This window comes from Streptomyces sp. VRA16 Mangrove soil (genome assembly GCF_017377775.1).
In the GTDB taxonomy this organism is placed as follows: Bacteria; Actinomycetota; Actinomycetes; order Streptomycetales; family Streptomycetaceae; genus Streptomyces.
Map to the genome: position 1 here is coordinate 59,509 of NZ_JAFVLN010000020.1, position 24,749 is coordinate 84,257.

Here is a 24,749-nt window from a genome sequence, read left to right on the forward strand (position 1 = left end):
CCCCGGGGCGGGCGGGCCCGGCCCGGGGACAAAGGATCACAGCAGGCGGCGCGCCTGGGCGAAGGCGAGCGCGCTGAGGGTGAACGAGTCGGTCAGGGCGCCGTCGAGGAGCATCCGTTCCAGTTCCTCGGGCGGCACGGCCCGTACCTCGGTGATCCCCTCGCTCCTGGCGTCCGGGGACGGCGCGAGCCGGAAGTGCTCCTCCTCCAGGCGGGCCAGGTACAGGTCGGTGCGGGATGCGGCCATCCCCGTGTCGGCCTCCATCGCGCCGAGGGCGATCAACTCCCGTACCGGGCAGCCGAGTTCCTCCTCCACCTCGCGGCGGGCCGTGGCCGCCCCGTCGTCCCCCGGCTCACCGAAGCCCCGGGGCATCTCCCAGTGCCACTGCCGGTCCGCGTGCCGGAAGTGGCGCAGCAGCACGATCCGGCCGTCGTCGAGCAGGGGCAGCACGGCGGCGCCCACCCCGTCCGACGTGGCGCAGACCCGGAAGTACGCCCCGGTCACGCCGCCCGGGAAGCGCACGGCGTCGCGCACCACCGTGACGTAGCGGTCCTGGTACTGCACCCCGATGTCGCAGAACTCCACGGGCAGCCCCCGCGCCCGCGCGTCCGCCGCCGCGATGTCCGCCACCTCCTGCTGGGCCTCGGCATCGAGCAGGATGCGGATCGGCGCGCCGTCCGGGTTCACGAACAGCGCGGGCCGTTCGGCCGCCAGCTTCTGGTAGGCCGTCAGTTTCTGGGCGCGGCGTGCGGTGTCGTCCACAGTCGGCCCCCCTCCCGGATCGATGGCGGCTCACCATGGCCGCACAGCCTGGGCCGAATCTACCCACGCGCCCGGACGGAACAAGCCGTTCTGGCGCGCTCCGTCGAGGCGGGGGTTCACCTTCGTATCCGAAGGTCGGCGGAGCAGTAGGCGGTGTAGGCCAGGCCCATCACGTTCCCTCCAGGACCAGGGCGGTGAAGTCCTCGACGAGAGGTTGCACGGTGCGGCTGTACACCTCCGCGCGCATGGCGACCACGCAGGGCACGCCGCGCTCCACCAGGAGCCGTCCCAGGGCCCCGGAGCGGCAGCCGATGAGGACCACCAGGCGAGGAGCGGCTCCGGTGATGCAGGTGGCGACGGCCTCGGTCGTCAGCCTGCCTCCGGGGCCGAACTCCACGTTCTCCTGGTCGCAGTGCGCCCACAGGTGGAGCAGGTCCACGTGGTCCCGCAGGGTGTTCTTCAGCTGGGGCTGCGTCAGGACCGACACCGGGTGCGGCTCCACCAGCCGGACGTGGCTGCGCCGGGTGCGGCGCCACATCCGGTCGTAGGCGTCGTCGACGTTCGCCAGCAGATCGGTGCCCATCGGCGTCACCTGGTGCTTCCCCCGGACGACCAGCAGGGCAGGCTTCCCGTCCGCCTCCGCGCGGGGCCGGACCGCGGAGCACGAGTCCGGGGTGACCACCCGGGTGATCGTGACCCGCGGCCGGCCGAACCAGCCCAGAGCGGCGTTCGGATCGTGCAGGAGTTCCCAGGCCAGGTCGTCGGCTCCCGTGCCGATGGCCAGTTCGATGCGCACCGGCCGGTCGGGGAACGCGCCGCGCGCCGCGTCCACGAACAGGTCGAGGCCCGCCTGGCCCAGCGCCTCCCCCACCGTGCCCGCGGTGGTGACGGCCCGGGAGAGCTCGCCGAGCGTGCGGGGTTTCGTCACCCGCAGAGCGTCGAGCACACCGCTGTTCACCCGTACCTGCCCGCCGTCCGGCAGCTGGAACGTGCAGCCGTCGTGCTCCGTGGTGATCCCGATCCGGAGCACTCCCGTCCCTGCCCCGTCCGGCTGCGCCACCTCGTAGCCGAGGACGCGGCCCTCGCCGGCGACCGCGATCCGCCGCCCCGCGACGGCGAGATGGTCGACGCGGCTCGGCGCGGTCAGCTGCCGGAAGGAGTTCCGCCCCAGGACGAGCCCCCGCTGGGGGTCCGCCACCACGAAGCCGTGTCCGCCGAGGGACGCCGTCTCGCCCGCCGCCGAGGGAAGCCGCGCGACCTTCTGTCTTCCGGTCGCGGTGAACTCCGCGACGCAGGAGGTGGGTTCACGCAGCAGCGGGCCGTTCTCGCCGAAGCCGATCAGCCGGGAACCGGCGGCCGCTGTGGACGCGCGGGACGAATCGTCGGTGAGGTCGTGGAGCAGGAGCGCCCCACTGTCGAAGAGCGCCGCCAGGGTCCCGTCGCGTGAGACGCGAAGGTCGGCCACGTTCCCGCCGGGATGCTCGTCCCCGGTTCTTCCGAGGCGCAGGATCTTGCGCTGCTTGCCGTGGGCGATCACGACCTGGTCGCCCTCGGCGTAGATCCGGAAGGGCTTCCAGGCAGCCACGGCGGTGCACAGGGAGGTGCTCAGCCGCCGCGGTCCGGCATCCGCCCCGGGCTCAGGGGTCCACCAGTACGCCCCGAAGTGTCCTGCGATCAGCCAGCCTTCGTCGCAGGGCACCAGGTGGTACACGTGCCCGGCGGGGTGCAGTCGCGCCCGTGCCTCGACCGCGCCGCGACCGCTGTGGATGCGTATCTCACCCCGGGCGGTGCCGACGGCGGTCCACCCTTCCTGGGCGGTGGCGATCGCGGTGATGGTGTTGTCGCCCACCAGCGGCGCCAGTGTGTCGGGGTGCGGCCGCTCGCTGCCGTACGCGGCAAGGTCCCACTGCACCACTTCGGCGCCGTGCGTGGTGATCAGGTACCGGGTGCCGAGCAGCGCGGCCTGTCCGACCGGGGCGTCGGTGACGATGGTGTCGACGGCCGGTCCCGCGCCGGGGAGCCCGATCCGTACATCGGTCCGCCCGACGGAGGCGAGCCGGCCGTCCGTCGACCAGACCAGTCCGTGCGCTCCCGGGTGGGACCAGTCAAGGGCCCGCTGTCCGACGACCCGGACCTGCCCGGCGGCCGTCACCGTGGCGAGCCATGTCCCGCTGGGGTCCCAGGCGACCGCCCTGAGGTCCGGCGCCGGAGGATGGCGCAGCACCCAGCCGTCCGTGCCCCCTGGCTCCGCCCCGGTCCGGCGCTCGGCCGCCGTGCCCCTGCGCCACGCCGCGCACAGCGCCCCGTCGTCGCGGAAGGCGAGCGACTCGACACGGCCCTGTGCCGCCGCAGGGCGGGACAGATCGGCCCAGCGGCCGGTCGCGGGCCGGTACAGCAGGACCCTCCCCAGTTCGTCGCCGCAGGCGACGCCTCCGTGCGGACCGAGGGCCGCCGCGGTGATCATCGCCCGCTGTTCGGGAGGGGGCGGCGGTGCGTCCAGGCCCTCGGTGACGAGTTCGCCGTGCGGACCGCCCGCGACGACGCCTTCGCCACGGACCGCGACGGCGCCCGTGGGCCCGTGCCCCGGCTCCTTCTCGAGCCTGCCGACGGTGTGCAGATCGCCCGCGGAGGTCCACCGCTGTACCAGCCCCGACTCGGTACCCACCACGACGGCGTCGGCCGCTCCGGCGACCGCGCTGACCCGGCCCGCGGCGTGCCCGTCGCGGCGGAACCGGCCGTCGCGGGAGCGCGACGACCAGCGCAGCCGCAGGAAGGGCTCGCCGCACGCGAACAGCCAGGCCGTGGCCCACCGTTCCACCGCGGGCATCCGCCATTCGACGGCGATCTCCAGGACCTCCCGTGCGAACTCCGCTGCCCCGTCCCCGGCGAAGGGGGCGTGCCGCCCCCACCGCGTACGAGCGCACCGCAGAGCCTCCAGCAGGTCCTGGTGGGCCGGCCGGGAGGCCGGGTACGCGGCCAGTTCGCTGATGAGCGCGTCCACGTCGGCCGGACCTGACCCCTGCGACCAGGGAACGGGCAGGCGGTCCGCCGACGGGAAGTCGACCGTTGTCATCGATCCGCCCCGATCTCGTTCGCGAGCACCCGACCGTGGTCAGGAGCGCTTCTCGAGATCGAGGTCCTCGTCGCCGAGGAAGCCGTCCTGCGCCGTCCGCCGCGGGCCGTGCCCGTCGGCGGGCGGAACCTGCGGGATCTGTGGGGTCTGCGGGGCGTCCCCGAGGAAGTCGGTCACGGCCTGGCGTCCTTCCAGGGCGAGGCCTGTCAGCAGGTACGCGAAGAAGCCCGCGCACAGCCCCATGCCGTACGCGGCGAAGAGATCGGGCTCGGCGAGTCGGGTGTTGACGACGGCGCCCCCGCCGATGGCCGCCACGACGGCCGCGATGTCCGCGATGCGCGCCCCGCGCTCGGCCCTGCGCAGCGTGCGATAGGTGATCCAGCCGACCACCCATCCGAACAGCCCCGCGCCGACAAGATCCATGACACTGAGAGACATGGCCGCGTCCTTCCCCCGTACGTGCCGACGTCGTGCAGCACGTTCCGGGATTCAGGACAGCATGGGGCAGGTGAGCGATGTAGGTGCCGAACGGCCTCCCGTGGCGGGCCGTTCGGAACCATGTGGCCGGGTCAGTCCAGATAGCCGCGGAGCTGGTCGGCGAAGGCGTGGTCGCGGAGTTTGTTCAGGGTCTTCGACTCGATCTGGCGGATGCGTTCGCGGGTGACGCCGAAGATGCGGCCGATCTCCTCCAGGGTGCGGGGGCGGCCGTCCGCCAGGCCGTAGCGGAGCTGGACCACTTTGCGTTCGCGTTCGCCGAGCGTGGAGAGGACCGCCTCCAGGTGTTCCCTCAGGAGGAGGAACGCCGCGGACTCCACCGGGCTCGCCGCGTCGCCGTCCTCGATGAGGTCGCCGAGCGCCACGTCGTCCTCCTCGCCGACCGGAGCGTGCAGCGAGACGGGTTCCTGCGCCAGGCGGAGGACCTCGCTGACCCGCTCGTGCGGGAGGTCGAGGTGGGCGGCCACCTCTTCGGGGGTGGGCTCGTAGCCGCGTTCCTGCAGCATGCGGCGCTGGACGCGGACGACCCTGTTGATCAGTTCGACCACGTGGACCGGGACGCGGATCGTGCGGGCCTGGTCGGCCAGGGCGCGGCTCATGGCCTGGCGGATCCACCACGTCGCGTACGTCGAGAACTTGTAGCCGCGCGCGTAGTCGAACTTCTCGACCGCGCGGATCAGGCCGAGGTTGCCCTCCTGGACCAGGTCGAGCATGGTCAGGCCGCGGCCCACGTAGCGCTTGGCGACGGAGACCACCAGGCGCAGGTTCGCCTCGATCAGGCGGCGCTTGGCCATCCGGCCCAGCACGACCAACCGGTCGAGGTCCAGGGCGAGTTGGGAGTCCAGGTCGGCCGCGTGGGCGAGTTTCTCCTCGGCGAACAGGCCGGCCTCCACGCGGCGGGCGAGGTCCACTTCCTCGGCCGCGGTCAGCAGTGGGATGCGGCCGATCTCGCGCAGGTACTGGCGGAACAGGTCGGACGACGGGCCGCTGGTGTCGGTGCGGGCGCCGCGGACCGGCTCGGGCGGGTCGACGTTCTCGGGGGGCTGCTCGGTGGGCGCCGCGTCTTCAGCGGGCTCCGGGGGCTCCGGGGGTTCGTCCGAGGACTCGGCCTCGGGGTGGCGCGCCGCGCGGCTCTGTGGCGGGACCGTGGTGAGGACGTCGGTGTCCCCCGCGGTATCCGGATCGGACAGGGCCTGCGCTGTGCTGTCGCTCTGGGTGAGGGTCTGGGTCTGCACGGGGGCGACCTCCAAGGTGATCGCTTCTGAGGCGTGCGGCAGGGGGGCGGGAACGGCGGCCACGCCGCTGTCCGTCCCGTACGCGATGAGCGGAACCGCGGGGGTTTCGGACCCTTTGCTGTCCGGGCTCCGGCCGCGCTCCGAGGACTCAGGCACCGCCACCCAGTGTGGAGTACGACACAGCGCCGCCACGAGGGGCGTGCGATGACTTTTTGAGTCCGGTGCGTGACCGCGCGGTTACCGTGATGTACGGGTGCCCGGTCTTCCCCGGCCGGAACTCGGGGAAACGGCGTGTGGGGGTGAGCGGGGTTGCGCCGGTCTGCGATATGCGTCCGGCGGCGACGTCGGCCCCGTCAGGGGCGCGGGGCTGCGGGTGATGAGGCTGCGGCGGAGCCGCATGCCTCAGGGGCGCGGGGAACTGCGCGACCAGGCCCCACCGGAGCCGCACCCGGCAACACCGCGACCGGGACCGAGCTGGACGCCGGATGAAGCGCTCACCCCGCGCCGGGGCGCCGCCTTGCCCACCCTGCCGCCCATGGCGGCAGATTGCCCAAGGCGGGGGCGACCGGCGGCGGACCGCCCAAGGCGGCGCGGCAGCCGGCCGGGGCGGGAACGCCCATGGCGGCAGATTGCCCAAGGCGGGGGCGACCGGCGGCCGGGGCGGGAACGCCCATGGCGGCGGATTGCCCAAGGCTTCGGGGTTCGGCAGATCGCCCAAGGTGCGGGAGGAGGCTGCCGGGGTGGGTTACAGGGCCGCCGCGCCCTGTTCGCGGAGGGACTGGCCGTACTGCTGCAGGACCCACAACTCGTTCTGGACGGATGCCAGTTGGGACGGGTCGCCGCCCGCGCCGAGGCGGGTCAGGGTGCCCTGGACGTCGCGGATGCGGCGGTCGACGGCGCGCCGGCGGACCCAGACGAGCTGCTCCCCCGCGTACGCCTCGTCGACCGTCTTGCGGTGAATGGCCTCGACGGCGAGCTCGGTGACCATGGCGCGGACCGCGTCGTCGGGGGCGGCCTCGCGGACCCGGACCAGGTACTCGTGCAGGTCGTGCAGGCCGGACTCGGCGCCGCCCGCCTCCAGGATGGCCTGGCGCACGGCGGCGTAGGGCGCGGCCGTGAACTCGTCCACCCCGTACGCGTCGAACGCCGGGGAGACCAACTGCGGGTGCTGGAGCGCCAGTTTGAGGAGTTCGCGCTCGGTGGCGTACACCGGGTTGCGCAGGGTGAGCGCCGGGCCGCCGAAGGAGGCCGGGGCCGCCGCGACCTCGGGACCCTGCTGGCGGCTCGGCGCCGGGCCCTTGCCGCCGCGGTCGCGGGCCCAGCGGGCCAGTTGGGCGACGCGCTTGACCACGAACTGCGTGTCCAGGATGCCGAGCATGCCGGCGAGCTGGACGGCGACCTCGTGCTGGGAGGCGCTGTTCTTGATGCGGGCGACGACCGGGGCCGCCTCGTCGAGCGCGGAAGCGCGCCCGGCCGGGGTCTCCAGGTCGTAGCGCGCGACGATCTGGCGCAGCGCGAACTCGAAGAGCGGGGTGCGCGGCTGGACCAGGTCGGCGACCGCCTCGTCGCCCTTGGCGAGGCGCAGCTCGCACGGGTCCATGTTGTCCGGGGCGATCGCGATGTAGGTCTCGGCGGCGAACTTCTGGTCGTCCTCGAAGGCGCGCAGGGCCGCCTTCTGGCCGGCCGCGTCGCCGTCGAAGGTGAAGATCACCCGCGCCGAGCCGTTGTCCATCAGGAGGCGGCGGAGGATCTTGATGTGGTCGCCGCCGAAGGCCGTGCCGCAGGTCGCGATGGCGGTCGGGACGCCGGCCAGGTGGCAGGCCATGACGTCCGTGTAGCCCTCGACCACGACCGCGCGGGACGACTTCGCGATCTCCTTCTTCGCCAGGTCGATGCCGTAGAGGACCTGGGACTTCTTGTAGATCGGGGTCTCGGGCGTGTTCAGGTACTTCGGGCCGTTGTCGTCGTCGCGCAGGCGGCGCGCGCCGAAGCCGACGACCTCGCCGCCGATGTCGCGGATCGGCCACATGAGGCGGCCGCGGAACCGGTCGATGGGGCCGCGGCGGCCCTCCTGGGAGAGGCCGGAGAGGGTCAGCTCCTTGTCGCTGAAGCCCTTGCCGCGCAGGAAGCGGGTGAGATGGTCCCAGCCCGCCGGGCTGTAGCCGACGCCGAAGTGCGCGGCCGCGGCCTGGTCGAAGCCGCGCTCGGCGAGGAACTTCCGGCCGATCTCGGCTTCCGGGGACTCCAGCTGATCGGCGTAGAACTGCGCGGCGATCTTGTGTGCCTCGACCAGGCGGATGCGCTCGCCGCGCTGGTGGGTGGGGTTGTACCCGCCCTCCTCGTAGCGCAGCGTGATGCCCGCCTGGCCCGCCAGGCGCTCGACCGCCTCCGAGAAGGAGAGGTGGTCGATCTTCATCACGAACGTGATGGTGTCGCCGCCCTCCTGGCAGCCGAAGCAGTGGAAGAACCCCTTGCTCGGACTGACCTGGAAGGACGGGGACTTCTCGTCGTGGAAGGGGCACAGGCCCTTGAGGTTCCCGCCGCCCGCGTTGCGCAGTTGCAGGTACTCGGACACCACGGCGTCGATCGGGACCGCGTCCCGAACCGCCTTCACGTCCTCGTCATTGATCCTGCCTGCCACGCAAGAATTCTAAAGGGCCCCACTGACACAACCGTCACTCCTCCAGAAGATCACCCAACGGCACGCTCGGGTCCGAGAGCCGTTCCGTGCCCGGCCTGGCCCCGGAGCGGATCAGCTTCTGGATCTGTTCGGTGACATCCCACACATTCACGTTCATCCCGGCCAGGACCTGACCGTCCTTCAGCCAGAACGCGATGAACTCGCGCTTGCCCGCGTCGCCGCGGATCACCACCTGGTCGTACGAGCCCGGGGGCGCCCAGCCCGAGTACTCCAGGCCCAGGTCGTACTGGTCGGAGAAGAAGTAGGGCACCCGGTCGTACGTCACGTCCTTGCCGAGCATGGCGCGGGCCGCGGCCGGGCCGCCGTTCAGCGCGTTCGCCCAGTGCTCCACGCGCAGTCGCTCGGAGTAGAGCGGGTGCTGGAGCGCGGCCACGTCGCCGGCCGCGAAGACGTCGGGGTCCGAGGTGCGCAGGGTCGCGTCGACCGCGATGCCGCCGCCGTGCCCGCGGTCGACGAGGGCCAGGCCCGCGGACTCGGCCAGCGCGGTGCGCGGGGCCGCGCCGATCGCGGCGAGCACGTCGTGCGCCGGGTGCTCCTCGCCGTCGTCGGTGAGTGCGGCGAGCACCATGCCGTCCTGGCCGGTGATCTCGGTGAGCCGCGCGCCGAAGTGGAAGCGGACGCCGTGGTCGCTGTGCAGCTCGGTGAAGATCTGGCCGATCTCGGGGCCGAGGACCGCGTGCAGCGGGGTGGCCTCCGGCTCGACGACGGTGACCTCGGCGCCGTACTCACGGGCGGCGGCCGCGACCTCCAGGCCGATCCAGCCCGCGCCGGCGATCACCAGGTGACCGTTGTCCCGGCCGAGGGATGCCAGGACGTGCTTGAGGCGCTCGGCGTGGGCGAGGCGGCGCAGGTGGTGGACGCCGGCGAGCTCGGTGCCGGGGATGTCGAGGCGGCGCGGTTCGGCGCCGGTGGCCAGCAGGAGCTTGTCGTAGCGGATGATCGTCGCGTCGCCGAGGCGGACGGTCTTCGCGTCGCGGTCGACGGCGGTCACCGTCTGGCCCAGGTGCAGCTCGATGTCGTGGCTCGCGTACCAGGCGGGTTCGTGGACGAAGACGCTGTCCCGTTCCTCCTTGCCCTGGAGGTAGCCCTTCGACAGGGGCGGCCGTTCGTAGGGGTGGTCCCGTTCGTCGCCGATGAGGATCACTCGCCCGGTGAAGCCCTCCGAGCGGAGCGTCTCGGCGGCCTTCGCGCCGGCGAGCCCTCCTCCGACGATGACGAACGTCTGGTCCGCGTCGACCACTTGGTGCCTCCTCGTTGCCATGGCGTCATATGCGAGCGTCCCGCACGGAGCGTGATGCGGGAAGGGGGCGTGGCCCGAACAGGGCACCTTTTCCCCGGCTTTCCCCGGCTTGCGCGTCATTCGCGCGTACGTTCCGTCACGCGCAGTGGTCGGCGGGCGGCCCGTGGGCGACGCGTGAGGCCCTCATGGACGGCCCGCGGTGAGCCGGTGGTGCAGGGAACGGGCCGAGGCGTCGGTGAGGGAGGCGATCTGGTCGACGATGACGCGCTTTCTCGTGCGGTCGTCGGGGGCCGCGTCGAACAGGGCGCGGAACTGGGGGTCGAGGCCGTCCGGCGCGCGGGCGGTGAGCGCCTCGGCGAGTTCGGCGACGACGACGCGCTGGTCGGCGCGGAGCCGCTCCTGCTGCGGGCGCTGCATCACGTACCGGTCGGCGACGGCCTTCAGGACCGCGCACTCGTGCCGGGCCGCGCGGGGGACGACGAGCTCCGCCTCGTACCGGGTGAGCCGTCCCGTCCCGTACCGCTCCCGGGTGGCGCCCTCCGCCGCGAGGCAGAACCGGCCGATGAGCTGGCTGGTGGCGTCCTTGAGGCGGGCCTGGGCGACCGCCGTGCCGTCGTACCCGTGCGGCCACCACTCCTGGTCGAGGAGGCGGTCGAGGGCGGCGGACAGCTCGGCGGGGTCGGTGTCCGCCGGCACGTACCGCCCGATGGCCACGGCGAAGATGTCGGCCCGCTCCGGCTCGGCGTGCAGCACATTGGGGTCCAGGTGGCCCGCGTGCAGGCCGTCCTCCAGGTCGTGCACCGAGTACGCGACGTCGTCCGACCAGTCCATGACCTGCGCCTCGAAGCAGGTGCGGCGGCCGGGGGCGGACTTGCGCAGCCAGTCGAAGACGGGACGGTCGTCCTCGTACACCCCGAACTTCACGGAGTCCGGGTCCGTGGGGTGCTCGCCGCGCGGCCACGGGTACTTCGTCGCCGCGTCCAGGGCCGCCCTCGTCAGGTTCAGTCCTACGCTGACCAGCTCGCCGGAGCCCTCGGCGCGGACGAAGCGCTTGGGCTCGATGCGGGTGAGGAGTCTGAGCGACTGCGCGTTGCCCTCGAAGCCGCCGCAGTCCTGCGCCACCTCGTTCAACGCCTGTTCGCCGTTGTGCCCGAAGGGTGGGTGGCCCATGTCGTGCGAGAGGCAGGCCGTCTCGACCAGGTCGGGGTCGCAGCCGAGCGCGGCGCCCAGCTCCCGGCCCACCTGGGCGCACTCCAGGGAGTGGGTCAGCCGGGTGCGCGGGCTCGCGTCCCAGTGCCGGCTCCTGGTGCCCGGGGTGACGACCTGTGTCTTGCCGGCGAGTCGGCGCAGCGCCGCCGAGTGCAGGACCCGGGCCCGGTCGCGCTGGAACGCGGTGCGTCCCGGGCGCTTGTCGGGCTCGGGGGCCCAGCGCTCGATCGCGTCCTCGTCGTACGTATTGCTGCCTTCCATGTACTGACAGTAAAGGCTGGCACTGACAGAGGGCAGATGCTGACAGAGGGAACCGCGAGGTCAGGCCGTCGCCAGGTGGCGGGTGTGGGCGCCGGCGGGGGTCGCGAGGGCGTTGTCGTAGCGGTGCAGGACGAGGCGGGCGAGCGCCGGATGGGTGCCGAGCGGGGCCGCGGCGATGCCGGGCGCGGCGGCGGCCGACTCGGTGGCGAAGCGGCCGGGCGCGGTGAAGTACGCGGCGACGGCGACCCGGTCGCGGCCCCGCGCGGCGAGGGCGCGGACGGCCGTGCCGACATCGGGGGTGGCGGCCGACGCATAGGCGGGGACGACCGGGACGCCGAGGCGCCGGGCGAGCAGTTCGGCGGTGGCGCCGGTGTCGGCGGCGCTCTGCGGGTCGCGGGACCCGGCGGCGGCGAGGACGACTCCGCCGCGGCGCCGGGCGCGCTCGGACAGCGGCCGCTCGGGCCAGCCCGCCTCCACCAGGCGGTCGTGCAGCGCGTCGACGAGCAGCGGGTGCGGGCCGAGCGGGGCGGCGACCCGGGTGAGCAGGTGGTCCGCGGCGTCGGCGGCCCCCGGTATGTCGTGCTTGACGTGGTGGCCGCGGGAGAGGAGGAGCGGGACGAGGACGGCGCGGCCCGCGGGGAGCGCGGTGAGGGTGTCGGACAGCAGCGGCTCGTTCAGCTCGATGTGGCCGAGGCGCACGGTGAGGCCGGGGCGCTGCTCGCGGATCCGCTCCACCAGTTCGGTGACGGTGGCGAGGGCGCCCGGGTTGCGGCTGCCGTGGGCGACGAGCACCAGGGCGGGCGGCCGGGTGCGGTTGCGCAGGGGCCGGTTGCTGAGCTGGCTGCCGAGCTGGTTGCTGATCATGGTGAGGAGTCCCGCCGTGCTGGCCGTGCTGTCGTCGATGTACGCGTCCGCGGTCGTGCGGACGTGCCTGCTGCCTGTGCCGGTGCCGTACGACTCGTCCGTCATGGAGTGATCCTGCCGGTCCGGGGTTGCCTCTCTGTTGCGCCGTGGTGACGGGTCGTTGCACGGGGTTCACCGCGCGGGTGCGGGGACCGTGAGCGTGAACCGGACGGCCCCGGCCCGCGTCCTGAGCAGCGAGCACCCCGTACTTCCGGGGTCCGGGAGACAACGGATTCACCGGTGCCGCGAAGATGCGGCCGAGATTTCGTCAGAGGATTCGTCAGAGGTTCGGAGGACCCATTGCGTCTGCGCCCGCGTCTGCCGCGCACCCGGCGCGCCCAGCGGCGGACCGTCCAGGCCGTCATGGCGGTGTGCGCGCTGGCGCTGCTGCCCGCGGCCTGGATGTTCACCACGACCGGTGACCGGCTGCGCTCGACGGCCGACGTGCCGCGCACCGATGTGGCGGTCGTCTTCGGCGCGGGCCTGTGGGACGGGGAGCCGTCCCCGTATCTCGCGCACCGTCTGGACGCCGCCGCCGAGCTGTACCGGGCGGGCCGGGTCCGGGTGGTGCTCGTGACCGGTGACAACAGCCGCGCCTCGTACGACGAGCCGGACGCCATGCGCACCTATCTCACCCGGCACGGGGTGCCGTCGCGCGCGGTGGTGAGCGACTACGCCGGGTTCGACACATGGGACTCGTGCGTCCGGGCCAGGAAGATCTTCGGCGTCGACCGGGCCGTCCTGGTCACCCAGGGCTTCCATGTGCGCAGGGCGGTCGCGCTGTGCGAGGCGGCGGGGGTCTCCTCGTACGGGATCGGGGTCGACGAGCCGCACGACGTGACCTGGTACGCGGGCGGGGCGCGGGAGGTGCTGGCCGCGGGAAAGGCGGCGTTCGACGCGGTGGTGCGGCCCGATCCGCAGTTCCTGGGGAAGAAGGAGGACGGGGTGCGGGCGGCGCTGGCCCGCTGACCTCACACCGGCGGGCCCGGCGTGGGGAGCCCCGCGTACCCGGTGCGTAACCGGTCCGCTCCCCGACGCGTAACAACGCGCCCGCACGCTGGCCCGTATGCACACGCCCGCGCGCACCACCGCCGTCTCCGCGAACGCCGCGATCCCGACGCACTGCCCGTACTGCGCCCTGCAGTGCGGGATGCGGCTCACGCCGAACGCGTCGGCCGACTCGGTCGAGGTGACCGGCCGGGCGGACTTCCCGGTGAACCGCGGGGCGCTGTGCGGCAAGGGGCAGAGCGCCGCCGCCGTGCTCTCCTCCCGGGTCCGGCTGACCGGTCCGCTGGTCCGTGACCCCGCTACCGGCGAGCTCGCGCCCGCCACCTGGGAGGAGGCCCTCGACGCGATCGCCGAGGGGATCTCCCGCACGCGTACGGCACATGGCCCGGACGCGTGCGGGGTGTTCGGCGGGGGTGGCCTGACCAACGAGAAGGCGTACGCGCTGGGCAAGTTCGCGCGCATCGTGCTCGGCACCTCGCAGATCGACTACAACGGCCGCTTCTGCATGTCGTCGGCCGCGGCGGCGGGCACGAAGGCGTTCGGCCTGGACCGGGGGCTGCCGTTCCCGCTGGAGGACATACCGCGCACCGGGTGCGTGATCCTGGTCGGCTCGAACCTCGCGGAGACGATGCCGCCGGCGCTCCGCTACCTCACCGAACTCCGGGCCAACGGCGGCAAGCTGATCGTGATCGACCCGCGCCGCACGCGCACGGCGCAGCAGGCCGACCTGCATCTCGCGCCCCGCCCCGGCACGGATCTGGCGCTCGCGCTGGGCATGCTGCATCTCGTCGTGGCGCAGGGGCGGGTCGACGAGGCGTACGTACGGGACCGGACGCGCGGCTGGGAGGAGGCCAGGTCCGCGGCGATGGCGCACTGGCCGGAGTACGTGGAGCGGGTCACGGGAGTGCCGCTCCCCCAGCTACGGGACGCCGTACGGATGTTCACCGACGCCGAGCACGCGATGGTCCTCACGGCGCGCGGGCCCGAGCAGCAGTCCAAGGGCACGGACACGGTGGGCGCGTGGATCAATCTGGCGCTCGCCACCGGCCGCCCCGGCACGCCGCTGTCCGGGTACGGCTGTCTGACCGGGCAGGGCAACGGGCAGGGTGGCCGCGAGCACGGCCAGAAGGCCGACCAGTTGCCGGGGTGCCGCAAGCTGACGGATCCGGCGGCGCGGGCGCATGTCGCCGAGGTGTGGGGGGTGGACCCGGAGTCGCTGCCCGGTCCTGGACGTTCGGCGTACGAGCTGCTTGACGCGCTGGGCGGGGACGTACGGGCGTTGCTGCTGATGGCGTCGAACCCGGTGGTGTCGGCGCCGCGCGCGGCCCACGTGGAGGAGCGGCTGCGGTCGCTGGACTTCCTGGCGGTCGCGGACGTGGTGCTGTCGGAGACCGCGGAGCTGGCCGACGTCGTCCTCCCCGTGACCCAGTGGGCCGAGGAGACCGGCACGCTGACGAATCTGGAGGGGCGGGTGCTGCTGCGGCGCCGGGCCCTCGACCCGCCGCCCGGGGTCCGCTCCGACCTGGAGGTGCTGCAGGAGCTGACGGCCCGTCTCTCCCCCGACCTGGAGAAGGGGTTCCCCGTCGACCCGGAGGAGGTCTTCGAGGAGCTGCGCCGGGCGTCGGCGGGTGGGCCCGCCGACTACTCCGGGATCTCGTACGAGCGGCTGGCCGAGGAGGACGGGGTGTTCTGGCCGGCTCCGGCGTCCGGGGTTCCCGGCACCCCTCGGCTCTTCCTCGACCGGTTCGCCACGGAGGACGGGCGGGCGCGGTTCGTGCCGGTGGCGCACCGGGCGGCGGCGGAGGAGCCGGATGCCGAGTATCCGGTGTATCTGACGACGGGGCGGGTGGTGGCCCAGTACCAGTCGGGGGCGCAGACCCGGCGGGTCGAGGAGCTGAACAAGGCGGCGCCGGGGCCGTTCGTGCAGCTGCATCCGCGGCTTGCCGCGCGGCTGGGAGTCGTGGAGGGGGACGCCGTGGCGGTCGTCTCGCGGCGCGGGCGGGCGGTGGCGCCGGCCCGGGTCTGCGGGGACATCCGGCCCGACACGGTCTTCATGCCCTTTCACTGGCCGGGGCGGGGGCGGGCCAACTCCCTGACGAATCCGGCGCTTGACCCGACGTCACGGATGCCGGAGTTCAAGGTGTGCGCGGTACGCCTGGAACGCATCCCCGGGTAACCCCAGCGCCCCGCCTCCGCCGCCTCGGGCAATCCGCCCGCCGTCCCACCCCGCCTAGGGCAATCTGCCGCCCGCCACGGCCGCCTTGGGCAATCTGCCGCCTTGGGCTTTCCCGCCCCGGCCGGCTGCCGCGCCGCCTTGGGCAATCTGCCGCCATGGGCGGCAGGGTGGGCAAGGCGGCACCCCGGCGCGGGGTGAGCGCTCCAATCGGCGTCCAGCTCGGTCCCGCCGCGCCCTCGCCGGGTGCGGCGCCGTCTCGGCTGGTCGCGCAGTTCCCCGCGCCCCTACGGGGCACGACCACCGCCGGTCGCGCCCGCGCGGCGGAGCCGCATACCGACAGAGCCCCGCCCCCCTGACGGGGCACGGCCGGAGCCGCGGCAGTATCCCCTTACGGGGTGACCTGGGACGTGAGCCAGGTCAGGTAGGGGGTGGCGGTGTGCGTCACGGGCAGCGCCACGATCTGCGGCGTCTCGTACTCGTGATGCTCCGTCAACCACGCCTCCAGCTCCGCGTACCGCGCCCGCGTGGTCTTCAGCAGCACCCGCCACTCCCGCGCCGTCTCCACCACCCCCTCCCACCGGTACACGGACGTCACGGACCCGGAGGACACCTGCGCGCACGCGGCGAGGCGCGCCTCCACGGCGCCCCGGGCCAGCGCCTCCCCCTTCTCCACGGCGTCCACGGTGGTCAGCACGGCCAGCACGGTCGAGTCGGGCTTCTCCATGCCGCCCATTGTGACCCGGCGCCCGCCCCCGTCACCCGGTCGCACGCCGGGCACGGCCTTTCGGGCAATTCTCCTCCGACACGCCGATGACCTGCTGGAATGTTCCCTTCACCCCGTCAGGAGACCACTGTGTGCGGGCTTTCTGACTGCCTATCAGGAGGCGCGCCGGAGCGACTGCCACTTACCTCGTGCTTGCAGGGCGCGTCCGACGCCCCAGCAGAACGCACAAGGAGCAAGCAACGATGCGTACAGGCCGACCGCTGATCGCCGCCGCGTTCGCCGTCGCCGTCTCCGGGCTCTGGGCCGTCCCCGCGGTCGCCTCCCCGGGCGGCCTCGAGGTCTATCCGGTGACGGCGGCCCCGGGTTCCACGGTCACCGTGGACACCACCGCCTGCGGTGCCCACGGCACGGCGGCCGGGGACGCCGGCGCGGTCGGCGCCGGCCCGTTCACCCTGGCCCCGGACACCGACGACGCGGCGGGCCCGGCGGACAGCGTGGGACGGTTCACCGTTCCGGTGTCGGCGCAGCCGGGCACGTACGAGATCGTCGCCCGCTGCTCCGGCGGCACCCGGGTCACCGGCGATCTGATCGTGTCGCTCACCGAACCGGGCGCGCCGGGCGCCCAGATGCCCAAAGGGCATGTCGAGACGGGGGTCGGCGGCGCGCTCGGTCCCGACCCCGTGCAGACCGCGGCGGGAGTGGCGGCCCTGGCCGTCGCCGCCGCGGGCGGTACCTGGCTCCTGCATCGCCGGGCGAGAGGCGATGGGATCTGAAGGACGCCGTGACGGTCCCGCGGGCACCCTCCGCCGCCCGCGGGCCCGTCCCCGTCCCCCAGGTACCGCTCACACCCCCTCCCGCTCCGGCCCGCACCCCCTCGCGGGCCGGAGGGGAGGGCGGCTTCCCCACGCCAGGAGGTCATCGCCGTGCGCACCGGAACCGTCCTCAACTCCGTTGCGGGAGCCGTCACCGCGCTCGCCCTGTGCACCGGGGCCTGGCTGCTGACCACGGGCTCCGAAGGACATCCACCGCCCCAGCCCGCCGCCTCCCAGGCGCACTCCCCCGGCACCGCGAACCTGCCCGGCGCGGCGCCGATGACCCCGTCCCCGCCGGACCGCATCCGCATCCCGTCGATCCGTGTGGACGCCCCGCTGATGGGCCTGCGCCTGACGCGCTCCGGCAGCCTCGACGTCCCGCCGCCGGAGAAGAAGAACCTCGCGGGCTGGTACGAGGCGGGCACCCGCCCCGGTGAACGCGGCACGGCGATCGTGGCGGGCCATGTCGACAACGCGGTCGGCCCCGCCGTCTTCTACGACCTCGGCGCCCTCACCCGCGGCCGCACCATCGAGATCGACCGCCGCGACGGCTCGGTGGCCGTCTTCACGGTCGACGCCGTCGAGGTCTACGACGCGAAGAACTTCCCCGACGAGAAGGTCTACGGCACGGCCCGCCGCCCCGAACTACGAGTGATCACGTGCGGCGGCCCGTACTCACGCAGGACGGGGTACCAGGGGAACGTGGTGGTGTTCGCGCATCTGACGGGCAGCCGGTAGCGCCGGCGCGGGGACAGGCTCACGCCACCCACTGCTCGTAGGCCATCTTCACCACCAGCGCGCACACCACCGTCAGCAGCACGATCCGCACGAACCCCGCGCCCCGCTTCAGTGCCGTGTGTGCGCCGACCATCCCGCCGGCCAGATTGAACACGGCCATCAGCGCGGCCAGTTGCCAGTAGACCGTGCCCTTCCAGGCGAACATCGCCAGGGCGCCCGCGTTGGTGCAGCAGTTGACGATCTTTGCGGTGGCGGAGGCCGTGACCAGGTCGAGGTGGAGGATCGCGGTGAGGGCGAGGACCAGGAAGGTGCCGGTGCCGGGGCCGATCAGGCCGTCGTAGAAGCCGATGCCGAGGCCCGCGAAGCCGATCGCCGCCAGGACTCGGCGCGGCGAGACGGGGACCGCGGAGGGGGCCGTGCCGAACGACGGGCGGAAGATCACGAAGGCGCCCACCGCGACCAGCACCACCATCACGATCGGCTTGAGGACATCGGTGCTCATGCCGGCCGCGAGCAGCGCCCCGCACGTGGAGCCGGTCAGCGCGGCCAGGCCGATGCGGGCCGCCAGGCGTACGTCGACGGGGGCCTTGCGGGCGTAGGTGACGGCGGCGCCCGTCGTGCCCACGATCGCCACGGCCTTGTTGGTGCCGAGCGCGTACGGGCCCGCGTGCGCGCCGTTCGGCAGGCCGAGCAGGAGCGCGGGCAGGAGCAGCAGGCCTCCGCCGCCGACCACCGCGTCGACCCAGCCGGCCGCCAGCGCGGCGAGGCAGAGCACAACGGTGGTGGTCAGGGATATGTCAGGCATGATCGGGAGCCTAGGGACGGGGTGCGTGTGCCGTCCACGTATCCGGGGAGACTTGAGCCACATCTGAGCTCCGTGTCCCGGCATCCGGGCAGGCCGCAGCCCCTCACACCTCCTCACCTCCCCCGCTGAGGGACGCGTTCCCCACGAGAAACGAACGGGACGCCACCGAGAAACACCCGCCCCGCACTCTGCGGTACATGACCGCATCGCACGAGCACGACGACAGCCTCCGGGACGGGGCCCGCGTCGTCGTCATCGGCACCGGCCTCGCCGGCACCCGCCTCGCCCAGCGACTGGGCGAACGCGCGGTGCTGATCGGGGAGGAGGCGCACGCCCCGTACAACCGGGTGCTGCTCGCCGAGGTCCTCGCGGGGACCTACTCCCCCGATGTCATCGCACTGCCCCGTACCCCGGGCCCCCGGCTGCGCACCCGCGCCGTCCGCATCGACCGCGAGCGGCGTGTGGTGCAGTGCGAGAGCGGCGCCGAGGTCGGGTACGACACGCTGGTGCTCGCCACCGGTTCCAACCCCGTGCTGCCGCCGCTGCGCGGCCTCTTCGCGCCCGGCGCCCGTGAACTGCCGGGCGGGGTGCACGCGTTCCGGACCATGGACGACTGCCTCGCACTGTCGCGGGCCGTCGGCGAGGGCACCCGCGCCGTCGTCATCGGCGGCGGTCTGCTCGGCGTCTGCGCCGCCCGGGCACTGGCCCGGCGCGGCGTCCAGGTCGTGCTCACCCAGCAGGCCGAGCGGCTCATGGAGCGTCAGCTCGATCCCCGGTCGAGCGAGCTGGTCGAGCGGCATCTGACCGCGCTCGGCGTCGAGATCCACACCGAGTGCCGGGTCCGCGGTGTGGGCGTCGTCGACGGGCGCGTCCGCCGCGTCGAACTGCACGACGGATACGTGCTCGGCACCGATGTCACCGTCCTGGCGTGCGGGGTGCGGCCCCGCACCGGTCTCGCGCAGGCCGCCGGGCTCGACGTGCGCAAGGGTGTCGTCGTCGACGACGAGCTGCGCACCAGCGACCCGCACATCCGCGCGATCGGCGACTGCGCCCAGCACGACGGCACCGTGTACGGGCTCGCCACCCCCGCCCTCGAACAGGCCGACGCCCTCGCCGGTCTGCTGACGGAGGGCGCCGCTGCCTACACCGGCACCCGCACCCTGACCCGGCTCACCCTCCCGCACGAGGCGGGCCCCCTCGACCTGGCCGCCTTCGGGGAGACCGAGGCGCTGCCCGGCGACGACGTCGTCCAGCTCACGGACGCCACCCGCGGCACGTACCGCAAGGTCGTCGTCCGCGGCGACCGGCTCGTCGGCGGGGTCCTGGTCGGCGAGCTCGCCAGCGTCGGCGCGCTCGCCCGTGCCTGGGAGTCCGACGAAACGCTGCCCGCCGACGACGGTGACGACGCCGTCGGGGCTTCGCTGCTCCACCTGCTCACTCACGACGGAGGCCTCTGACATGGCGACCGACACGGCCCTGCCCACCCTTGTACTCATCGGCCACGGCATGGTCGGCCAGCGTTTCCTGGAGGGCGCCGCCGAGCGCGGGATCACCGACACCCACCGCGTGGTCGTGCTCTGCGAGGAGCCGCGGCCCGCCTACGACCGTGTGCACCTGACCTCCTACTTCTCGGGCACCACCCCCGAGGAGCTCTCGATGACGGACATGGAGTTCATCGAGAGGCACGGCATCGAGCTGTACGTGGGCGATCCGGCCGTGGTCGTGGACCGCGAGGCGCGCATCGTGCACGCCCGGTCCGGTCTGAAGGTCGCGTACGACACGGTGGTGCTCGCCACCGGCTCCTACCCGTTCGTGCCGCCGGTGCCCGGCAAGGACGCCACGGGCTGTTTCGTGTACCGGACGATCGAGGACCTGTACGCGATCGAGGAGTACGCCAAGAACAACGCCACCGTCGGCGCCGTGGTGGGCGGCGGGCTGCTCGGACTTGAGGCGGCGGGCGCGCTCCAGGGGCTCGGACTCGCCACGCACATCGTGGAGTTCGCGCCGCGCCTCATGCCGGTGCAGGTCGACGAGGGCGGTGGCGCGGCCCTGCTGAAGACCATCACCGGCATGGGGCTCGACGTGCACACGGGCGTCGGGACGCAGGAGATCGTCGTCGACGCCGAGGGCCGGGTCAGCGGCATGAAGCTGTCCGACGGTTCCGAACTCGCCACCGGTCTCGTCGTGTTCTCCGCCGGTGTCCGGCCGCGCGACCAGCTCGCCCGTGACATGGGCCTGGCGGTCGGCGAGCGCGGCGGTATCACCGTCGACGAGCAGTGCCGCACCAGCGACCCCGACGTGTACGCGATCGGCGAGTGCGCGCTGGCCGCCGACGGCCGGGTGTACGGCCTGGTCGCCCCCGGCTACGAGATGGCGCTGACCGCCGCCGACGCCATCGCGTCCGGCACCGGCCTGTCCTCCTTCACCGGCGCCGACCTCTCCACCAAGCTGAAGCTGCTCGGTGTCGACGTGGCCTCCTTCGGCGACGCGCACGGCGCGAGCGAGGGCTGCCTCGACGTCGTCTACTCGGACTCGCGCTCGGGCACGTACAAGAAGCTCGTCATCGGCAGCGAGGGGGAGCTGCTCGGCGGCATCCTCGTCGGCGACGCCGAGGCGTACGGGACGCTGCGCGCGCTCACCGGCACGGTGCCGCCCGTCGCGCCCGAGTCGCTCGTCCTGCCCGCGGGCGCCGGGGGGCCGGCGCAGCTCGGCCCGGACGCGCTGCCCGCCGAGGCCGTCATCTGCTCCTGCCACAACGTGACCAAGGGCGAGATCTGCGAGCACACCACGCTGCCCGAGGTGAAGAAGTGCACCAAGGCCGGTACGGGGTGCGGCAGTTGCGTCAAGCTGATCGGGCAGCTGCTGCCGAAGTCCGGTGACGACGGGCTGTGCGGCTGCTTCAGGCACACCCGCCAGGAGCTGTACGAGATCGTGCGCGTCAAGCGGATCACGAGCTTCGCCCGGCTGCTCGACGAGCACGGCCGCGAGGAGGCGCGCGGCGGCGAGGGCTGCGAGGTCTGCAAGCCGACCGTCGGTTCCGTCATCGCCTCGCTCGCGCCCTCGATCGGCGCGGACGGCTATGTCCTGGAGGGCGAGCAGGCGGCGCTGCAGGACACCAACGACCACTTCCTCGCCAACCTGCAGAAGAACGGGTCGTACTCGGTCGTGCCCCGGATCCCCGGCGGCGAGATCACGCCCGAGAAGCTGATCGTGATCGGCGAGGTGGCCCGGGACTTCGGGCTCTACACGAAGATCACGGGCGGTCAGCGGATCGACCTGTTCGGCGCCCGCGTCGACCAACTTCCCGGTATCTGGGCGCGGTTGGTGGACGCCGGCTTCGAGTCCGGGCACGCGTACGGCAAGGCGCTGCGCACCGTGAAGTCGTGTGTGGGGCAGACCTGGTGCCGCTACGGCGTGCAGGACTCGGTCCGGATGGCCATCGACCTGGAGCTGCGCTACCGGGGCCTGCGCTCCCCGCACAAGCTGAAGTCGGCGGTGTCCGGGTGCGCCCGCGAGTGCGCCGAGGCCCAGTCGAAGGACTTCGGCGTCATCGCCACGGCCGCCGGCTGGAACCTGTACGTCGGCGGCAACGGTGGCATGACACCCCGTCATGCGGACCTGCTGGCGCAGGACTTGAGCGATGCCGAGCTGATCCGGATGATCGACCGGTTCCTGATGTTCTACATCCGCACCGCCGACCGGCTGGAGCGCACCTCGGTCTGGCTGGAGCGTATCGAGGGCGGCCTCGACCACGTCCGGGACGTCGTCGTGCACGACTCGCTGGGCATCTGCGACGAGCTGGAGGCCCTGATGCGGGACCACGTCGCGCACTACCGCGACGAGTGGTCCGAGACCATCAACGACCCCGAGCGCCTGGCCCGCTTCGTCTCCTTCGTGAACGCGCCGGACACCCCCGACCCGACGGTCCGCTTCGTTCCGGAGCGCGACCAGATCAAGCCCGAACTGCCGCTGATCCCCCTGGAAGGACTCGCTGTCCGATGACAATGGCTCCGATCGCTCCCGAGAAGACAACGGTCATGGTGCAACTCGGCCTGGAGGACGGCTGGCTGACGGTGTGTGAGCTGGGCCGGCTCACCCCGGGGCGCGGTGTCGCGGCCCTGCTGCCGGACGGCCGGCAGGCGGCGGTCTTCCTGGACCGCTCCGGCCGGGTGCACGCCATCGACAACACCGATCCGTTCACGGGCGCGTCCGTGCTCTCGCGCGGGCTGCTCGGTTCGCAGCGGGGCCGCCCGTTCGTGGCGTCCCCGCTGCTCAAGCAGCGCTTCGACCTGGAGACGGGGCGCTGCCTGGACGACGACGAGGTCGCCGTCCAGGCGTACACCGTCCGCGCCGCCTAGGCGTAGTAGGCGCCGTCGTGGCGCCAGGTCTGCGTGCCGAACACCGGGGAGTCGGCGATCGACACCCGCAGGTCGCTGACCTTGAGCCCGTACTGCCACTTCACCTGCCCTTCGGGGCAGGTGAAGTCGACGGCGGGGAAGTTCATGTAGAAGGCGGGCCCGACGTCGTTCGCCGGGTCCGCGCGCTGGGTCTGGACGACCCAGTAGGCGCTGGTCTCGTAGTGGACGGCGCCGAGGTCCACGTCGTCGAGCCGGACCACGAAGGCGCTGCCCCAGTCGAAGGTGCCGTCCGCGCGCAGGCAGCCGAAGGTCCGCTCGGTGTCGGCCTTGGCGGTGAAGTACGCCGACTCGTCGACGCCCGCCAGGAAGCCCGGCTGGGTGCGGACGTCGTGCAGCGCGACGTCCACGACGAAGCCGCCGCAGCCCGGGGTGCCCTCGTAGACGTGGTAGGTGAGCAGGCAGCGGTTCGGGCCCCAGTAGTCGGTGGGGTCGGGGGTGTACGGCTGCGGCACGACCGGCCGCTCGAAGGTGACGGTCGCCGAGACGCCGCCCGGGGCGTTCGCCGGGATCTCCACCGTCTGCGTCGCCCGCGCCGCACCGCCGGCCCCCAGGACCAGGCCGAGCGCCGCCCCCAGCGCTCCCACGTATCGCCCGACCCGTCTGCGTCCGGGCATGATCGACCTCATGACGTTCCCCCCTCTTGGTTGCCCCGCCCGAAACTAACCACTGGCGCCCTCGCTCACACCCGCCCTTCGATTCTTGACCTATCGTTCTGGAAAACCCTAGGATCGCTCCCGTGGCCAGGACCAAGGAATTCGACCCGGACGCCGCGCTGCAGGCAGCCCTTGAGCTGTTCCATGCGCGCGGCTACGAGGCGACGTCGATGTCGGACCTCGTCGAACACCTCGGCATCGGACGCGCCAGCATCTACGCGACGTTCGGCAACAAGCACGAGCTGTACCTGAAGGCGATGGACCGGTACGGCGAGTCCACCGGCGCGGTCACCGTGGCCGAACTGTCGGGGGACGGCCCGCCGCTGGAGGCCGTACGCGCCGTGGTCCGCCGGTTCGCGGCCGAGGCCACCACGGACGACCGGCGCCTGCTCGGCTGCCTGTTCACCAACACGGCGGCGGAGCTCGGCCCGCACGACGCCCAGGCGGCGCGCCGCGTGGAGCGCGGCTGGGAGCAGATCGAGACGCTGCTGCACGCGAGTCTCGAACGGGCGCGAGCCAGGGGCGAGCTGCCCGAGGGCCGCGACCCGCGCGCGCTCGCCCGGATGCTGCTCGTGCTGCTCCAGGGGATCCGCGTCACGGGCAAGGCGTCGCAGGACCCGGCCCGGATCCGGGACGCGGCGGAACAGGCGCTCACCTTGCTGGACTGAACCGGAACCGCTTCTCTCGCTCTTTTCGCACGCCCTCATACTGAACCGATCGGTCAAGAAAGAGGTATCCCGAGATGACCGCTGCATCCCGCTCCCGCTTCACCGGCAGGACCGCCCTCGTCACCGGCGCCGGCTCGGGAATCGGCCGCGCCATCGCGCTCGCGTTCGCGGCGGAGGGCGCGAACGTGGTCGTCGTCGGCCGCACCCCCGCCACGCTCGACGAGACCGTCGCGCTCATCGAGGCGGCGGGCGGCACCGCCTTCGCCCACCCGGCCGACGTGAGCCACGCGGAGGACGTGAAGGCCGCTGTCCGTACGGCAGTCGAGCGGTTCGGCGCGCTGGACGTCGCCGTGAACAACGCGGGTGTCTTCCGTGGCGGCGGCCCGCTCACCGAGCTGTCCGCCGAGGACTGGCAGACGCTCCTCGACATCAACGCCACAGGCGTGCTGTACGGGCTCCAGGCCCAGATCGCCCAGATGCGCACCCAGGAGTCGGGCGGCGCGATCGTGAACATCTCCTCGAACCTGGGCCCGCACCGCACCAGGCCCGGCACCACCGCGTACGGCGCCTCCAAGGCCGTCGTCTCCGCGCTCACCCGGGGCGCCGCCCTCGACCACATCGCCGAGGGCGTGCGGATCAACGCGGTCAGTCCCGGCGCGTCCGCCACCACCATGTCGCGCCGTCCGGGCGAGACGGAGGCGGAGCAGGCGGTCCGCATGAAGAGCGACTCCCCGCTCGGCCGGGTCTCGGCCACCGCAGAGGTCGCCGCCGCCGTCCTCTACCTCGCGTCCGACGACGCCGCGTCGGTGGTCGGCACGGACCTGGTGATCGACGGCGGCGCGTCCGCGTGACTCCCCTGCCCGGCAGC

At 73.1% G+C, this 24,749-nt stretch carries 20 protein-coding genes; 9 read left to right on the plus strand and 11 right to left on the minus strand.

Going from position 1 to position 24,749, the window contains the following annotated elements:
- Positions 1–36: 36 nt before the first annotated feature.
- From J3486_RS37305 to J3486_RS37340, 8 genes are all read right to left on the minus strand, one after another.
- Positions 37–762 carry an NUDIX hydrolase gene (locus tag J3486_RS37305; protein ID WP_307805100.1) on the minus strand — a complete coding sequence of 242 codons (726 nt, stop codon included), beginning with the start codon at positions 760–762 and terminating at the stop codon, positions 37–39.
- 169 nt (positions 763–931) lie between these two features.
- Entirely contained in the window at positions 932–3,835 is a 2,904-nt protein-coding gene (locus J3486_RS37310) for a CHAT domain-containing protein (protein ID WP_207828271.1), read from the minus strand.
- A gap of 39 nt (positions 3,836–3,874) precedes the next feature.
- On the minus strand, positions 3,875–4,273 hold the full coding sequence (locus tag J3486_RS37315) for a hypothetical protein (protein WP_207828272.1): 399 nt from the start codon (positions 4,271–4,273) through the stop codon (positions 3,875–3,877).
- A gap of 131 nt (positions 4,274–4,404) precedes the next feature.
- Positions 4,405–5,721, minus strand: a complete 1,317-nt coding sequence (locus J3486_RS37320) for an RNA polymerase sigma factor (protein ID WP_207828274.1) — start codon at positions 5,719–5,721, stop codon at positions 4,405–4,407.
- A 589-nt stretch (positions 5,722–6,310) separates the two neighbouring features.
- Entirely contained in the window at positions 6,311–8,206 is a 1,896-nt protein-coding gene (gene dnaG, locus J3486_RS37325) for a DNA primase (protein WP_207828276.1), read from the minus strand.
- A gap of 34 nt (positions 8,207–8,240) precedes the next feature.
- Positions 8,241–9,506 carry an NAD(P)/FAD-dependent oxidoreductase gene (locus J3486_RS37330; protein WP_207828277.1) on the minus strand — a complete coding sequence of 422 codons (1,266 nt, stop codon included), beginning with the start codon at positions 9,504–9,506 and terminating at the stop codon, positions 8,241–8,243.
- A 183-nt stretch (positions 9,507–9,689) separates the two neighbouring features.
- Positions 9,690–10,976, minus strand: a complete 1,287-nt coding sequence (locus J3486_RS37335; RefSeq protein WP_207828279.1) for a deoxyguanosinetriphosphate triphosphohydrolase — start codon at positions 10,974–10,976, stop codon at positions 9,690–9,692.
- Between the two features lie 60 nt (positions 10,977–11,036).
- Positions 11,037–11,840: a sirohydrochlorin chelatase gene (locus J3486_RS37340; RefSeq protein WP_229379241.1), complete on the minus strand. Its 804-nt coding sequence runs from the start codon at positions 11,838–11,840 to the stop codon at positions 11,037–11,039.
- 402 nt (positions 11,841–12,242) lie between these two features.
- On the opposite strand from J3486_RS37340, the gene J3486_RS37345 reads away from it, so the two are divergent.
- Positions 12,243–12,848: a vancomycin high temperature exclusion protein gene (locus tag J3486_RS37345; protein WP_207828408.1), complete on the plus strand. Its 606-nt coding sequence runs from the start codon at positions 12,243–12,245 to the stop codon at positions 12,846–12,848.
- 97 nt (positions 12,849–12,945) lie between these two features.
- Complete coding sequence (locus J3486_RS37350) at positions 12,946–15,063, plus strand: molybdopterin oxidoreductase family protein (RefSeq protein ID WP_207828283.1); 2,118 nt, start codon at positions 12,946–12,948, stop codon at positions 15,061–15,063.
- 388 nt (positions 15,064–15,451) lie between these two features.
- Here the strand turns inward: J3486_RS37350 and cutA are convergent, their stop codons facing one another.
- Positions 15,452–15,796: a divalent-cation tolerance protein CutA gene (gene cutA, locus J3486_RS37355; protein WP_207828285.1), complete on the minus strand. Its 345-nt coding sequence runs from the start codon at positions 15,794–15,796 to the stop codon at positions 15,452–15,454.
- Positions 15,797–16,029: 233 nt separating this feature from the next.
- Between cutA and J3486_RS37360 the strand changes: the two genes are divergently transcribed.
- Entirely contained in the window at positions 16,030–16,560 is a 531-nt protein-coding gene (locus tag J3486_RS37360; RefSeq protein WP_207828286.1) for a hypothetical protein, read from the plus strand.
- A 150-nt stretch (positions 16,561–16,710) separates the two neighbouring features.
- Positions 16,711–17,337 carry a class F sortase gene (locus tag J3486_RS37365; protein WP_207828287.1) on the plus strand — a complete coding sequence of 209 codons (627 nt, stop codon included), beginning with the start codon at positions 16,711–16,713 and terminating at the stop codon, positions 17,335–17,337.
- A 19-nt stretch (positions 17,338–17,356) separates the two neighbouring features.
- Here J3486_RS37365 and J3486_RS37370 read toward each other — a convergent pair whose 3' ends face one another.
- Entirely contained in the window at positions 17,357–18,142 is a 786-nt protein-coding gene (locus tag J3486_RS37370; protein WP_207828288.1) for a TSUP family transporter, read from the minus strand.
- A 197-nt stretch (positions 18,143–18,339) separates the two neighbouring features.
- On the opposite strand from J3486_RS37370, the gene J3486_RS37375 reads away from it, so the two are divergent.
- The 3 genes from J3486_RS37375 to nirD are packed head-to-tail and all read left to right on the plus strand — an operon-like array spanning position 18,340 to position 22,500.
- The gene (locus tag J3486_RS37375; RefSeq protein WP_207828289.1) at positions 18,340–19,599 is read left to right on the plus strand and encodes an NAD(P)/FAD-dependent oxidoreductase; all 1,260 of its coding nucleotides are present in this window, start codon (positions 18,340–18,342) and stop codon (positions 19,597–19,599) included.
- Between the two features lies 1 nt (position 19,600).
- A complete protein-coding gene (gene nirB, locus J3486_RS37380) occupies positions 19,601–22,144 on the plus strand; it encodes a nitrite reductase large subunit NirB (protein ID WP_207828290.1) in 2,544 nt (847 codons plus the stop codon).
- A 2-nt stretch (positions 22,145–22,146) separates the two neighbouring features.
- Complete coding sequence (nirD, locus tag J3486_RS37385) at positions 22,147–22,500, plus strand: nitrite reductase small subunit NirD (RefSeq protein WP_374194820.1); 354 nt, start codon at positions 22,147–22,149, stop codon at positions 22,498–22,500.
- On the opposite strand, the gene J3486_RS37390 is transcribed toward nirD, so the two are convergent.
- Positions 22,497–23,174: a hypothetical protein gene (locus J3486_RS37390; RefSeq protein WP_207828292.1), complete on the minus strand. Its 678-nt coding sequence runs from the start codon at positions 23,172–23,174 to the stop codon at positions 22,497–22,499. The genes nirD and J3486_RS37390 overlap by 4 nt on opposite strands.
- A gap of 122 nt (positions 23,175–23,296) precedes the next feature.
- On the opposite strand from J3486_RS37390, the gene J3486_RS37395 reads away from it, so the two are divergent.
- Both J3486_RS37395 and J3486_RS37400 read left to right on the plus strand, forming a co-directional pair.
- Complete coding sequence (locus J3486_RS37395; protein ID WP_207828295.1) at positions 23,297–23,881, plus strand: TetR/AcrR family transcriptional regulator; 585 nt, start codon at positions 23,297–23,299, stop codon at positions 23,879–23,881.
- Between the two features lie 74 nt (positions 23,882–23,955).
- Positions 23,956–24,732, plus strand: coding sequence for an SDR family NAD(P)-dependent oxidoreductase (locus J3486_RS37400; RefSeq protein WP_207828297.1), 777 nt, complete (start codon positions 23,956–23,958; stop codon positions 24,730–24,732).
- Positions 24,733–24,749 lie beyond the last annotated feature (17 nt).